This is a genomic window from Corynebacterium sp. ES2794-CONJ1, from assembly GCF_025660615.1.
In the GTDB taxonomy this organism is placed as follows: Bacteria; Actinomycetota; Actinomycetes; order Mycobacteriales; family Mycobacteriaceae; genus Corynebacterium.
Genome location: NZ_JAOTIM010000004.1, coordinates 105819 through 120134, shown reverse-complemented (window position 1 = coordinate 120134; position 14316 = coordinate 105819). Strand labels below are relative to the sequence as shown.

General features: G+C 51.0%; 9 protein-coding genes. 4 read left to right on the top strand and 5 right to left on the bottom strand.

Features of this window, described 5'->3' with window-relative positions:
- Positions 1 to 43 precede the first annotated feature (43 nt).
- From N7326_RS06295 to N7326_RS06285, 3 genes are read right to left on the bottom strand one after another with little or no spacing between them, the layout of a single operon-like run.
- Entirely contained in the window at positions 44 to 2293 is a 2250-nt protein-coding gene (locus tag N7326_RS06295) for a serine/threonine protein kinase (protein ID WP_396125071.1), read from the bottom strand.
- Positions 2293 to 3300, bottom strand: a complete 1008-nt coding sequence (locus tag N7326_RS06290) for a glutamate ABC transporter substrate-binding protein (RefSeq protein ID WP_259158421.1) — start codon at positions 3298 to 3300, stop codon at positions 2293 to 2295. The genes N7326_RS06295 and N7326_RS06290 overlap by 1 nt, the downstream gene beginning before the upstream one ends.
- Entirely contained in the window at positions 3300 to 4670 is a 1371-nt protein-coding gene (locus N7326_RS06285) for a phenol hydroxylase (RefSeq protein ID WP_259078761.1), read from the bottom strand. The genes N7326_RS06290 and N7326_RS06285 overlap by 1 nt, the downstream gene beginning before the upstream one ends.
- 942 nt (positions 4671 to 5612) lie before the next feature.
- Between N7326_RS06285 and N7326_RS06280 the strand changes: the two genes are divergently transcribed.
- The 4 genes from N7326_RS06280 to N7326_RS06265 all read left to right on the top strand — a co-directional run bounded on the left by N7326_RS06280 (position 5613) and on the right by N7326_RS06265 (position 12052).
- Entirely contained in the window at positions 5613 to 7208 is a 1596-nt protein-coding gene (locus N7326_RS06280; protein WP_259289496.1) for a hypothetical protein, read from the top strand.
- A 1795-nt stretch (positions 7209 to 9003) separates the two neighbouring features.
- A complete protein-coding gene (locus N7326_RS06275) occupies positions 9004 to 9945 on the top strand; it encodes an ABC transporter ATP-binding protein (RefSeq protein WP_259079000.1) in 942 nt (313 codons plus the stop codon).
- 6 nt (positions 9946 to 9951) lie between these two features.
- On the top strand, positions 9952 to 10719 hold the full coding sequence (locus N7326_RS06270; RefSeq protein WP_396125072.1) for a multidrug ABC transporter permease: 768 nt from the start codon (positions 9952 to 9954) through the stop codon (positions 10717 to 10719).
- Positions 10720 to 10882: 163 nt separating this feature from the next.
- Positions 10883 to 12052 (top strand): multidrug effflux MFS transporter, encoded by a 1170-nt coding sequence (locus tag N7326_RS06265; RefSeq protein ID WP_259078764.1) that lies wholly within the window; start codon positions 10883 to 10885, stop codon positions 12050 to 12052.
- Positions 12053 to 12089: 37 nt separating this feature from the next.
- Here N7326_RS06265 and N7326_RS06260 read toward each other — a convergent pair whose 3' ends face one another.
- A complete protein-coding gene (locus tag N7326_RS06260; protein ID WP_259078765.1) occupies positions 12090 to 13547 on the bottom strand; it encodes a phospholipase D-like domain-containing protein in 1458 nt (485 codons plus the stop codon).
- Positions 13544 to 14299: an exodeoxyribonuclease III gene (locus N7326_RS06255; protein WP_259078766.1), complete on the bottom strand. Its 756-nt coding sequence runs from the start codon at positions 14297 to 14299 to the stop codon at positions 13544 to 13546. Before N7326_RS06255 ends, N7326_RS06260 begins: the two co-directional genes overlap by 4 nt.
- Positions 14300 to 14316: the final 17 nt, after the last annotated feature.

Genomic DNA, 14316 nt, shown 5'->3' with positions numbered 1-14316 from the left:
AAAAGCCAATACAAGCCTTAGTGGAATAGCCACTAAGGCTTTTTTAAAACCACGTACGTGGCCGAACTTTGTTAGCCATATCGACCAGCTGATAGCGATATTTCGCGCTCGGTGCCACTCGAGCCTGCACACGTAGAGATTTTGCCAAGCCCACCCGCAACCCCTTTTGACTAAAGGGGTACTCAAATAAATCGGTGGTAACAGCGGATTCCTCCAAATTGCTGCTGCGTAACCAGTTCAGTGCTGCATGGAGAATCACAATCTTCAGCTGCAAAAAACGCGGCTCATTCGTAGGAATCCCCTCCAAACGTCGAGCAGCTCTTCTAATGCGCTGCTCGTTCGGTTTCAAGGAGACGAGGTACACAATACTTGTCAATAGGGCCATACGATGATGCATTGACGCAGGCGGTACCTCATCGAGTGCCTTCACAGCCATATCTATCTGTTTTTCGGCGAGCAATTGGCGCGCCAATCCGAAGGCCGAGCTCACCGTGGTGGGGTTCGTAGCCCATACCAGCGCATAGAGATAGATCGCTTTAAAGCGCAATACTTCAGGTTTTGCCGTAAGCTTATTCCACAAACCAGCAAATTCACTCACCGCTGTCCCTTGAAGGCTTGCGGCTTCCAGCGCGAGATCTGGGCTTAGCAAAGGCGACTCGGACAGCCCTTTTTGCTGGAGGATTAATTCGCTAACTACAGCGCGCGCCAGCTTAGGTGCAACCTCACCGGGCAGGACACTAAAAACCCTGTTAAAAGCGTCTTGGGCATGAGTAAAATCTTCAAGTAAGAGCCGAGTGATACCCGAATACCACTGGAAACGCCATTCGGTTCCCAATTCTTCCTCTAATTCTCCCAGCCATTCTTTGGCTTGCTGTGTAAAACCGAGATCAAGGAGGCTGCGCACGATGCCGAGAGGGATTTCCTTTGACCCGCCAAATTCCTCTAATTGCAAGGCTCCGCGCATGGTTTCGAGCGCCTCCGAGGGTTCTGCATAATTTGATCCAGCGATCATGGTCGCGCCGGGATCATCGCGATCGAGGAGTGGAATATGCAGAGCTGCCACGACTTCAGCCGGCGTTATTGACGCATTCCGCACTGTTCCATCGAGGAGCTGATCAGTTTTAAAAACCGTGTGCTTGGTACCAAACGTGGAACGCTGCGGGGAGAAGAGTGAGTGCTGCGCCGGGTATTGCAGCGATTTGTGGATCGCTAAATATTCCCGCAATACTCCATACAGCTGAGTTTCCATTTCGTGGACTGAACTAAAGCGAGCTGCCGGATCGGGAGCTAGAGCGCGCTGCAGGAGCCGGTAATAGCTCAAATAATGGGCAAAGAGAGGCTCCTCATCAGGAGTAGGAAGTCCTAGAGTGTAGTGGCCGTTATCAACAGGTAAGTGAACGGTCAACGCAGCGAGGGTACGTCCGATGGTATAAATATCGCTAGCCACACTCGGACCTTGGGTGGCTACCTCGGGGGCTTGAAAACCCTTGGTGCCAAAAATATAGCCAAAGGCGCCGATACCAGAAACCGCCCCAAGGTCGATCAACTTGACTTGATCCTCGGTGACGACGATATTATCGGGCTTCAAATCGTTATAGACAACCCCGCGGGCATGCAAATAGGACAGCGCCGGTAGAATCTCCAGAATATAGCCGATAGCTATATCGAGCGGGAAGAGCCCGTTATATTGGGAGCTGCGTAGGGCCTTGAGGCTGGGTCCAGGCACGAATTCCATGACGATAAAGCCACCGTCGATACGCGGGTCGTCGATAAAGTTGTAGGCCTTAACAATCACCGGGTGGGTAATATCTGCAAGGAATTCCCGCTCCGCTACAGCCGCCGCATAATCTCGGGGATTATCGCGGCTGACAATACTCTTGAGCACCACCACACGCCCGGTGATATTGCGGTCCTTGGCCAGATAGATCCACCCCATACCGCCACGCTCTAATACGCCGAGTACCTCATACTGGTCGCCCACCACATCGCCGGGCCCCAGCACGGGGCTCTGGTGGTCTTTCCACGCATCAGAAGTGAGAAATTCCGTTTCCTTAATGGGTACAAAGGGCAAATACACCATGCCGTTGGCAACCGCGCGCGCCCCCCTGGTAGCTGCACGGCGTTTGCGAAAGGTTGAAAGCGCTTCCTGGTGTGAGCGTACCGAAGGATCATCTATAGCAGGAGTAGCGGTGGTCAAGGAGAAGCTAGTGCCCTCAGTATCATCAGCAAAGGGATCGAAGGGGACCGCCGAGGTAGCAACCTCGGGATGCATACGTTCACTATGAGTATCCATTATTCCTCCTCTCGATACCGTGGTGCAGGTAGCGCTATCTGTGGTAAATAGGCACCCAACCACTTATTATATGAACGCTGCCACGTGCCATCGGCTCGAATGCGCTCGAGGGTGACATTAACCTGACGTACCAATCCCGACGTGTTGCGACGATAATCTGACTGTCCAATCGCCACCGCGTAATCCTGCCTGTTGAGGTTGTCTCCGACAATGGTTGTAAAGGGGTCTTGGGCAGCCATTCCTGACAAAATAGTATCGTCAGTGATAATCGCCGCTACCTGATCTTGCTGCAGGGCCACTAGGCAATCAGCACTTGTTTGAGTGATGAGTAGATGGGTTTGAGGAGCTTCCAACCGTACAAAGGCCGCTCCCGTAGAATTCTCTGTGACACAGGCAGTGCCCCCTGCTAAATCTTCAAGAGAACTGATGCCCGAGGATTTATCGACCAGCATTCGGGTGTATCCGGCGAAATAGGGAATAGAGAACTCTACCTCGTTTTCTCGCTCTTGAGTGATAGAAATCGTACGCATCGCAATATCAACTGCTTCCGTATGCAAAGCATCTTCCCAGTTTGTGGCGTTAATATAGCGGAACTCAATGCGATTAGGGTCACCGAAAATATCTCGAGCTATCTCACGGGCGATATCTACTTCGAAGCCTTCCAGCGTGCCAGTCGTAGGGTCTCGAAAACTCAAAAGATTGTGAGCTTGGTCGACGCCGACGATTAACCGACCGCGGCGGACAATCAATGGCACCCGCTCCTTGGGACTTAAAGCATCAGGGCGGAGGGATCCGCGATTCTCTACACTGCGAAATTCGTGGGCCTTCTGGGCTCCCGCATCTTCTTTGACCGCTTTGTGGGGTAGCGGCATAATCGCCTCGGTCCTAGGGCTGGCGATCAGCGGAGGGTCGGCTGGTGATGCCTGGCAGCCGCTCGTCGCGCCCATCACAGCCATGCACGCACCGAGACCGCAGCGTAGTGGGTTAAGGGCAAAAGGATTCTTCATCAGAGATATTCCTGTAAACGAGGGCGTATTCCCATCCAGATACTCACAACCGCTAGGAGGGAGAGGACGAGTGTGACTGCCGAAACGGAGGCCGAGGCCGCGATGCCTCGATTGATATAGTCGCGCATCTGGCTTCGTGAATCATCGATGAGAGTCGCTAGAGCTGTATCCAATTCCTGATAAGGATGACTCGAGGAAGCAGCGGCGGTAAGTTTTTGTGCCTGATCATAATCCCCAGCATTGAGGAGGGTGACTAATTGTTGGTGAGAACGAGACCATCGATCAAGGAGTTCATGAGCATCACTGCTTTTACTCTGCGGAAAAAGGTCTAAAGTGGCATTGATATCGCTGATCGTGGTGTCAAAATTCTTCGTCGAGTTCACCAACGATTGACGCCAAACTAAAGCGAGCATCTCCGAACCACGCGTTTGTTGGGCCGCAATTCTAGCCTCGATGACCTCCGATAGGGGCTGAGAAGCCTGAGTATAGGACTGATTTCCCGCCTGAAAAGTAAGAGCGGCTGAGGAAATCACCCACGCATTAGCAATTAATAGCAAGAAGGTGGCCGCTACCATACCCCGGTTCAAACGCCTGTTACTCACACTTGACAGCCACAATTGGGTGAGAATGAGTGCGATGAGAGCAACCAATAAGCCTATGAGGGGAATCCACAGGGGTTGGGTCAGCGTTGTCTGTTGCTGGTGGACGTTCTCACTGGTAAGTGCATAAAGACGAGCAGCATTGGGAAGCATATGTTCGCGCATTAGCGTAGACGCCTCGGACATATACGCCACGCCAACTGGATTGCCTTGGCGATTATTAGCCCACGCAGTTTCCACCAACCCGGTATAGATGGGTAAATGCTCGGATAGACGAGTAATCAATCTCATCTCTTCGCCAGTTGGGTCGGTAATTCCATTGGCGGTAACCGCTATATCTCGGGCTGCTTGCTGATACGCCAACTGATAGTCATCGCGATTGGAGTTGGAATCGACCCCAGCCAAGACGAAGCCGGAGCTCGCCGCCGTATTCGCCGCCGCCAAATTGGAGTACAGAGACTGTGCTAGATAGCTCACAGGTTCGGTGGTGGTAATTAAGTGATCGAGGTCGCTGCGACGCTGCGCAGCGGATTGACTCATGAACATCCCTGTACCGACCACCACAATGCTCAGCACAAGCATGAGGGCGGTCATGCGTCCCGGGGTCGTTTTCAGAAAGCTCCATCCGTGTTGGATGAGCGCCTTGGGATAGTTGATATAGTCATGCCAAAACTCTTGGTAGACACTGCGGTGGTGAGATGTCTCTTCCAACCACTCATCCTGAATATTCTCAGGCACTATCTGCGGCGAATTCTGTTCTGTGTGCGTCACGGCATTATCGCATCCCTCATCGAGCTCTCTGGGAATTAAGTATATAGGTGTCAAGCTGATACCGAGCTACGAAGTGCTGGTGTGAAGTAGGAGTTACGTTTATCACCGCCGTCGAGCGGGCCCCTTTAATTGTGAAAAACGAGTTATCTGGCATCTACCAGGGGGCTAACTACGGGCATAGATCCCTATTTCGTGATCCTGGGATTAACTGGAATCTGTAAAATTTTTGGTATCACGTAACTGCTCTGGGCTCTGCCCGTGAGAGCAGGGCGAAGGCCGGCACGTAGCTCACAAAGCGGGATACCACTGCCGAGGTTGAGACCCAGCCCATAGCAAAGTTATTGGTGAAAAATCTGTTTATTCGGGTGATAAACGGTTCGCCAATGCAGGCGAGGGCCTTTATTGTCGGTGGAAGTCAGGACTGCGCACGGGGTTTATCTTCCGCTGGAGCTGATTAGGGTCACCGATCTCGGACGTAAAACAGAAGGTCTTCAGAGACGGGTAGAAGCCGAGTCTGGTAACTAATATCCCCAGTATTCCTTTGAAAAGGTGAGGGGCGTACACCGTTTTTGTCACGGATAATTACTAGATGGGCACCTAGGGTATTTGTAATTCTGTTTATTAGATTCGACCAGTATGCACCATTTATCTCTTTAGTGGCGATCGATAGCAGGATCCGAGGGGAATATAGGTTGAGACATTCAATCAGGTGTCGATTCGAGTAGGATATCGTGTCCACAGGCCCTTAGTTGCCGCAACTCACGGGAAAAAATTGAGCAGCGGAAACTAAGTTCGGTTATTAAAGAATTATGAAAAGGCATATTTTTAGAAAAATTCCTATTTTACTCCGCCCTTCAGGCTAGTGATAATCTCGTACACATATTGCCCAAAGCCGATCTAGAAAGATGCTATCGCTAGACCCGCTGTTTGAATGGAGACAAGATGCCTTTCCCTGATATTGATTCCAATACCTTTACCGCTTTGTTAGACATCCTTTACACTGACCAATACGGCGATTGGGAGGGTGCAAATCAGAAGAAACTTGACGAGTTAAATGATCAGCTTTACGAAGAGTTGGATCCTCAGCGCGAAGCCGAGGCAGAGTTGAAACAAGTGAAGGGTTATATCCACTCGCTGCAGGGTGAGATTGATAAGGTCAACGAAGATATCGAGTTAGCACGGGAGAAGATCGCACATCTGAAGATCAAAAAATCGCGGCTGAGAACTGAGTTTAATTTAGCTAAACGCGCTATGCGGGGCAGTCGCTACGAAGCTGAGCTAAAAACTGCAGGAAAGATGAGTACCTTTGTTAATACTGGATTAACAATCTGGCACTCCAGTAAAGCTCAGGAAATTGAGGAGGCTATCAATTCAATTGAATATAGTCTGGTCGATCTGAAAAATGCGATAGAACGGATGAGGGCTCAGCGGACGGATCTTAAGGAGGATCTTCGCGAGGCTAAAAAGGAGTGCACAGTAGCCAAGCGGGAGGCGGCGAAGGTTCCATTAAGTGCCAGGACCTTAGATAAAGAAATTGCTAAGTTTGTCGATGAATGGAAATCGCAACGACGGGCTTATCGCGAAGATCTTCGCCAATTGATTGAGCAGCGTCTCGATTCTCGTCTGGACCAGCGTCAGCAGATTGGGCAGCTGGAAGGCTTTATTGACGATTATGATGAGCTTAAACTGTCGTGGCAGCATATTTGGCAGCAAAAGCTCGCTAAGATTGAGGAAGCGTATAATCTTCCCGCGTTGATTAAGGCAGAGGAGGCTGGCGAAAGTCTCGCCGCACGTGCAGAGCAGAACGAGATCGAAGTGACCAGCGCATACCAAGACTTGAGAAGCGAAAAAGCTGAGCTCGAGGATATTCTCGCACAAGCAGAGAACAAAGAGATGGACTTGAGGAGTGCATTTTTTGGTAACAGGCTAGGCGTCCCAGCCGCGATAGCAACAGTGATTCTCGGTATTTTCGTTGTACTGATCGGTCCGTGGTCTCTGACGTTGACAGCGTTGGTTGTCATCCTTGGGGTCGCACTTTTGGTCTTAGTAGCCGCTTCCCTCATAACGGCTGTAGTGGTTAAAAATGCGGCGGATAGGGCACTCCAGCAGCTGCGAGAGGAATCTCGCGCTGAATTAAAGAATGTGGTTGCTAAACTCGATATGGTAGACGCGCAACTAGGCGAGGCAAAAGAACTCACTGTAGAGGCCCAAACCGAAAAATATGCGGCTGTGAAGAGCCTTCGTGCTGCCCGCGAGAAAGTCGAACGAGAAGTGAGAACAACTTATGGAATTCCCTACCCGGAGAGGAGAACACCTAACTTTCCTGTTGAGGCCGATAAAAAACAGCTAGAGATCTGCTTGGATCAAATCCGCTCCGATTTCTTCGGCCAGGTTCTCAATGATATAAATGAGCCACTTCCGGTTGATTACTCAACTTTCACTCCCAACGCCAACAGTGTTAGTCAGACTCCACTGGCACAGGATGCGTTCAACGAGTGGGTGGGAGCTAATGCTCATTATCCTTGGTGGACAGCGTAACGTTAGATCACCGCTTTTCCGTCGGAAGGGTAGCGCAGTTGGGCCCACAAAACCTTAGGTGGACAAGGGTAATTAGCTACCCTATGACTAAGTCGAAAAGGACAGGACACAAAGAGCAAGTCATGCAATGCTAAACATCGGGCACCTAAATATCCAGGTTGTTAGCCCTGGATATATTTATCAAGTATGAGTAGAGAGGCTTCCACGTGGTTAATCCGAATTGGATTGGTGAAGTCTCCTCGCTGCATAACGGTGAATTAGGGCCTACCAGCTTTCGTTAATGAGAGATCAAAAGGGTTTGCAGTTAGGGCAGACATCGGACTCGGGGTGTAGGTGCTGAACCCAATCGTATTCTCGGGAGAGCATATTAGTTTGCTTCTGTATGGAGATCCCTGAAACGTGGCGACGGCTGTCGCCGCACTACTAACTTTTTGGTCAATCGGGCTTTTACCTACGAGGTGCACAGCGGATTCATCATTGGGATATGTTGGGGTGTGCAAGGACTCTGGGTTTTCTAAGGTAGTCCAACGAGGATGCCAGAAACTCTGTATCCGAGGCTGATGGATCGATGAAGAATAAATCGCTGTGCTTAGGTGATCGAAAGCTGAGTGGTGGCGTTGATCTCGTTACTGATCTCAGTTCCTTCGACAAGCTATGTAGTTAAAGCTGTAGCTTTGACTTCTTTGCTCGTCAGGATGCCCAACGGTGATCGATGTTGAAGGTCGCTGTCGGTAGAGTTTTAATCGCTGCAGTAACTGTTTGGGGAGTGTCCTGAGGTTGCGGGGAGATTTTGTATGTCATGCTGTTTCTAGACTAGACGGATATTGTGGCACCCACTACCTTTCCGGCCATAGGCAGAATCAAAAGATGGCACGGAACTCTTCCAAGCACCTGCTGAACTTTTCCCAGCGACGAGTACCTCTCCCATTTCCCTGGCCTTGAACTGATCTGCGGCTACCATGATATCCTCATAATTCGCTGCGATATAGATACGTCACACAAATCGTCGTTGACTCGGCGATTTCAGAAAATCCTTTTCGGTCGCCACAGTGGATACTGGGGACTCCGATGAACCTATCGTTTGCAATTTCGGTACCTAACGATGGCCAGTGTAGAGCCACCTTCAGCAGCAGGTATTCAATAACCCCAGAATGCGCTTGATGGCCTCTGTATTCATACTTTGCGACCATGTGGATAGATTTGTCGAGAATATGCTTGTTGTCTGAGAAATTCGACTTCAGGGATGGTGAGAGAAGTTTATAGTGTAAAAGTCACAAAATTGGTGACGTTACCACGCAACAACTTTAGCTAGCTTTGAACCGGTGACTGTGCTGATCATATCCGGCTCTAGCCCCCTCTAGTCGTTAACTCCAAATCGGAATCTGTTTCTCGTAGAGCGCTACTCCCCGATTTAATTGTCTTAAATTCCCACAGCGATCTCAGCGGTTTTCTATCACCATTTTCCGGATCAACAACTCCCTGGGCGTCTTCGCATTTCTTTCGCGGCACGACATCCGTCGTCGCGCATCCACCCTCGTAGCTAAGTTTCGACCCTTCTTAACACGATTGCTGACTCCTCCCTCCACAGGCAGGTAAGGACAGAATCTCTTGGCTTGTGCGAGGAGGCAGTACAACTGAGTGGATCGTCATTTCCCTGAATGCCGAGGTCTTATTCCCCACATTGGCGCCCAGGCGCTAGAATTATTCCCTTGATAAAGGTCGCACACCGCACCTATCCCCCGCCTTTTGAGGGGAGTTGGGACGCGGTGCGCGAGAGTATGAAAGAATGGCAAGAATGATTGAAGTTCGCGGATTAACCAAAAAATATGGTGATGTCCTTGCTGTCGACGATTTATCCTTCGACGTCCAGCCGGGGATCATAACCGGCTTTCTCGGACCCAACGGTGCCGGTAAATCCACCACAATGCGGATGATCCTCGGGCTTGATAATCCCACCTCGGGCTCCGCGCTGATAAATGGTAAGCCCTACCGGTCTATGAGGAACCCCTTGGGGACTGTCGGTGCGCTTCTCGACGCTAAGGCTGTGCACCCCAATCGTTCGGCCTATAATCACCTCAAGTGGATCGCCCAAGCGAATGGTATTCCTACTGCACGCGTTCAAGAGGTCCTCGATATTGTGGGCCTGGGTGGCGTGGCGAAGAAAAAAGCCGGCGGTTTTTCCCTAGGTATGGGGCAGCGCCTGGGCCTTGCCGGGGCACTCCTGGGTGACCCCGAGATTCTAATTCTTGATGAGCCTGTTAACGGTCTCGACCCCGAGGGCATCCACTGGGTACGCGAATTATTGCGTTCGCTTGCTGCGCAGGGACGTTCCGTTCTGGTGTCTTCGCACTTACTCAGCGAGATGGCACAAACCGCCGATCACCTCATTGTCATTGGCAAGGGTAAATTGGTCGCGGATCAATCTACCTATGACTTTATTAAGAGCCACTCCGCAGCCTCAGTGAAAATTCGCACCGAACGCAGCGAGGAATTTGCTTCCAATCTCGATGAGGAGGGAATCAAATATATGCAAAGCAAGGACGAAGAAGGTCGCGATATCTTCCTGGTTCCAGATCAGACTACCGACTATATCGGTGCTGTGGCTTTTTCCTACGGGCACCTCATCCAGGAACTCACCCAGCAGCGGGCATCCCTGGAAGAAGCATTTATGGGCATGACGGGCGACGCTGTGCAGTATCAGTCCACCGTGACCGTTCAGCAAACGGAAGGATCATAGGAAAAGATTATGCTCAAAACGATTTTTTCAGAGTGGACCAAACTAATAAGCACCAAAGCCATCTACTGGACTACTGCGCTCTTTTTTGCACTCTGTGCAGGAACAGCTGCGTTGATGGGATGGAATACCGTCCCACAGCCACAACTATTTAATATTCCCATTCTCTACGCCAGCGCCGCAGTATTAGCTGTTAATACCTTTGGTTTATTCATCGTGAGTATCCAAGCAATTATGGTGTTTACCGCTGAGTACCGCCACAATTATGCCTCGGTCACCTTTGCCGCCACCCCGCAGCGCATCCAAGTGGTTGTAGCTAAGTGGCTCGTCTACAGCTTCTTTGCGGCTGTGATGACCTTTATCACCACTATCAGCTGTTTCTATATCGCCAAGTGGGCTGCGAGTGAAGAGGCGAGCAAAACGCTCATTGTGTGGTCGGATGATAATGCCCTTCGTCTCATGTGGGTATTGCCGTTAGTTATCGTTCTCATGGTGACCTTCTCTCAGGGCGTTGCCCTTATCGTGCGCCAAACTGCGGGCGCGGTTGCGCTCATGTCGATGTGGATCCTTGCCTTGGAGAATATTGTGGGGCTGCTGCCGAAAATCGGTCCGTGGGTCGTTAAATACGGTCCCATGTCGAATATGCAGGCCTTTGTACAGCGCACGGATATTCAGGATATCGTGTGGGGCTACCAAGGTTCGGGTCTTTATTTTGCGGTATGGTCGCTCGCCATCCTCATCCTTGGCACCGTTATGGTGAAGCTGCGAGACGCCTAGTACGATTCGTAGCCCCAAACTCAGCCAGCCCCTTTTCCACCAGGGGCTGGCTTTATAATTTTGGTAGGGTACCCTTCCCTAGTATCAGCTGAGATTTACACAGGGTTATATAGAGATTCTCACTTCCAGCGGTATCCCTTCAACTTGAAAATTTGAGGCTTTGATGCAAAAAACGTCTACGATTTCTCTCGGTTTGCTGTTTGCCCTGGCACTATTAACAGCGTCAGGCCCCTTTTCTATTGACCTCTATTTGCCCGGGCTGCCCCAGGTGGCCGCGGAGCTGGCCACCTCAAAAGTGCAATGGACTCTCTCCTCCTTCATGCTTGGGATGGCTTGTGGTCAACTGGGTGTAGGAGCCCTAAGTGACACCTACGGCCGCAAGCGCTTTCTGATCGCCGGCGCTGGTATAGCCCTCGTTGCCGCTATAGGTTGTGCATTCGCCCCTTCCATTGGAATGCTTATCTCCGCCAGATTTTTCCAGGGTATCGGTGCCGGAATGTGCGTAGTCCTCGCCCGCTCTGTCATTCCTGATCTGATGGAAGGGGTTGCCGCCGCGAAGGCCTTTAGCTGGATGATGATCGTTGGTGGGATCGCACCCGCCCTGGCTCCCGTAGTAGGTGCCTTTCTTATCGATTTCATGTCGTGGCGCGGGATCTTCCTCGTGCTCGTGGCTATAGCCTTTCTACAAATGATGGTGGTTATTTTCTTCATACCCGAAACCCGACCCCCTAGTGCCCGCACACCCTTTAATATCAGCGCCTTCAGCGAAGTGGCGCGTAACCGAACTTTCCTCTTCTTCTGCGGGAGCTTTGCTCTCGGCTTTGGTACTCTTTTTAGCTATATCTCCAGCGCCTCCATCATTATCCAGCAGATCATGGGATATTCCCCTAAGATCTTCGCCTTGGTTTTTGCCATAAATTCCCTTGGCCTTATGTCAGGTGGCTTCATCAACACTAAATTGCTTGATCGCTATCCTCCGAGCTCAATTCTGCGAGGCGCCCTCGTGGTTGTGCTCCTCGCTGTGGGGGTTCTCAGCACTGCAGGATTGGTTAGGGCTCATCATTTTGTGCTTTTTGCAGCGCTGTTTTTCGCTATCGCTCCACTTTCGGTGGTGATGGGTAATGCCACGACCATCGCCCTCGGTGCGGTGCGTGCTCGAGCTGGTTCAGCCAGTGCGCTTTTAGGGTGCGGGCAATTTCTTATGGCAGGGCTTGTCTCCGCCATTGCGCCTCTTGGGAGCTATCCACCCGCTATGATGGTGGCGTCTATGGCGGTGTGTGCAACGGGAGCGTTGTGCCTATCTAGTTTGGGACGTCGCTCAATCAGCGCGTAATACCTACGTGCACATTAATCATGCTTATTCTTATTTGCTACTGAAGAGCTGAACTCAAGCGCATAATATTATCAATATAGCGCCTGCCTAGAGACCGAGTATTCCATTCGTCCAGGGTCAGGGGTATAGATGCATCTCGGTACTGTACGGCGATCTCGTGGAGATCCTCGATCATATCGCCGTGAGTGAGCATTACTGAGATCTCGTAGTTAAGGCCAAAACTGCGCATATCCATATTTGAGGAGCCGAATACCCCCAAGGAATTCTCGGATAATGGGTCAGCTAGGAGAAATTTACTGTGCAGCACAAAGGGCGCTGGATATTGGTAAATATTGACTCCCGCCTCCAATAAAGCCTGGTAATAGGAGGATTGAGCGTGCGCCACCATAAATTGATCCCCTTTTTCACTAACCAAGAGATCGACGGTGACCCCGCGGTAGCATGCTGATGTGACCGCTTCGAGGAGGGATTCGTCGGGAATGAAATAGGGGGAGCACATAACAATGTGGTCCACTGCTTGGTGGATAATCGAGTTGAACATCCGCAGATTAGGTTCGGTTTCATAACCTGGGCCGGAGGGCACTAACTGCATAATATTGACGTGATCCGCGCCGGGGGTTGGAGCGGGGTTCTCGGGCAGTTCTAATAATTCTTCAGTTTCAAGATACCAATCCACCGCGAAGATATGGTTGATATCAGTAACGATGGGCCCACCCATTTCCACCATGATATCTACCCATTCGCGCCCGTCACGGCGATTCTTGCGCAATAAATAGTGCGGTGCAATAAGGTTTTGCGACCCTAAGAAGGCGCGGTGACCATCAACGATGAGAATTTTGCGGTGATTGCGTAGATCGGGGCGCCGGAATCGCCACCGCCACGGGCGCAGCGGCAACATGACATGCCATCTCACGCCTATAGCGTCGAGGCGTTTGCCTAAAGAGAAATAACCTGGATATTTCCACGACCCCACGTGGTCAAAGAGGAGTCGGACGGTAACCCCGCGCTCGACTGCGCGCCTGAGTGCCTGGAAAAACGCATCAGTTTCCTCGTCCCAGGCGACAATATAGATTTCTACGTGCACACTTTCGCGCGCATTATCGACCGCTTTGGTCATGCGTTTCAAACTGTCGTGGAAAGAAGAGTGCACCCCATAATTGATCCCTGTCGCCAAGGGCATGGAGGTGAGATGCTTATTCAGGCTAACTATAGATGCCAATTCGGGGATCAAGGTGGGAACAGTACTGATGTGTTTTCGCTGTGAGAAGCGCTTATTTGCCTCTTCGAGTACGGCGTGGCGTCGCCTATTGATATAGGGTGAGCCCATTAAGAGAAAGAGCGGCAACCCGATATAGGGCAGCACAAGAATTGCAAGCAACCATGCAGTCGAGGATGAGGGGCGCCGACCCTCGGGTACGAAACCAATGGCGATAATTTTGATCGAATAATCAATAATGAGCAGGATGGTCTGCCACGATCCGAGGTCTAGATTCACCGATAATCAACTACCACCGGGGTATGATCAGAAGCCCCCTTGCCACGCCGTTCGTCTAAGTCAATAAAGCTATCGCCAATAGTTAAATCTCGGCTGAGCTGGAAATCAATGAGCAAACCCTCGTTGCGTTCAAATCGGAAGTCTTTGTAATCAAAATTCGAATAACCCGTTTGGGGCGAGGCTATCTCGAGACCGGCGTCGATTAGCGCAAAGAAGGCTTGTCGTTCGGGTTCCGTAATATGGGTCTTACCAGCAAAAGCAGCAACGGACCAAACATTCTCATCGCGGGGGATCACATTAAAATCGCCACCCAAAATAAGCGGTCCCGAGGTAGTGTCGACATAGTTGCGTAACCCAAAAAGCCATCGCAGTTTGTAGTCATAGTGGGCATCGGCGATGCTTCGACCGTGAGGTGTATAGAGACTCCACACCTCAACTCCTTGGCAGGTGGCGCCAATAGCGCGTGCTTCAACCTCTTGAGCTGCAAGGGGGTCTTTGGCAAAGCCGGGCTGATGAGGGAAATGATATTGGATATCATCCAAACCGACCCGTGAGAGAATGGCTACCCCATTCCATTGGCCAAAACCACAGTGGGCGATTTCATAGTCGGGGAAAGCATCATAGGGGAATTGCTCGTCCGTGCACTTCGTTTCCTGCAGCAGGCAGATATCAATATCGTGACGGTCTAGGAACTGGCGTGCCCGCTCGGTCCGAGTACGCACCGAATTTATATTCCAATTAGCAACTCGCATAACCAAGAGTTTAACCC

Coding starts and splice junctions, on each gene's coding strand:
- N7326_RS06280 (WP_259289496.1), top strand. CDS start 5,613: ATGCCTTTCCCTGATATTGATTCCAATACCTTTACCGCTTTGTTAGAC.
- N7326_RS06265 (WP_259078764.1), top strand. CDS start 10,883: ATGCAAAAAACGTCTACGATTTCTCTCGGTTTGCTGTTTGCCCTGGCA.
- N7326_RS06295 (WP_396125071.1), bottom strand. CDS start 2,293: ATGGATACTCATAGTGAACGTATGCATCCCGAGGTTGCTACCTCGGCG.
- N7326_RS06275 (WP_259079000.1), top strand. CDS start 9,004: ATGATTGAAGTTCGCGGATTAACCAAAAAATATGGTGATGTCCTTGCT.
- N7326_RS06255 (WP_259078766.1), bottom strand. CDS start 14,299: ATGCGAGTTGCTAATTGGAATATAAATTCGGTGCGTACTCGGACCGAG.
- N7326_RS06290 (WP_259158421.1), bottom strand. CDS start 3,300: ATGAAGAATCCTTTTGCCCTTAACCCACTACGCTGCGGTCTCGGTGCG.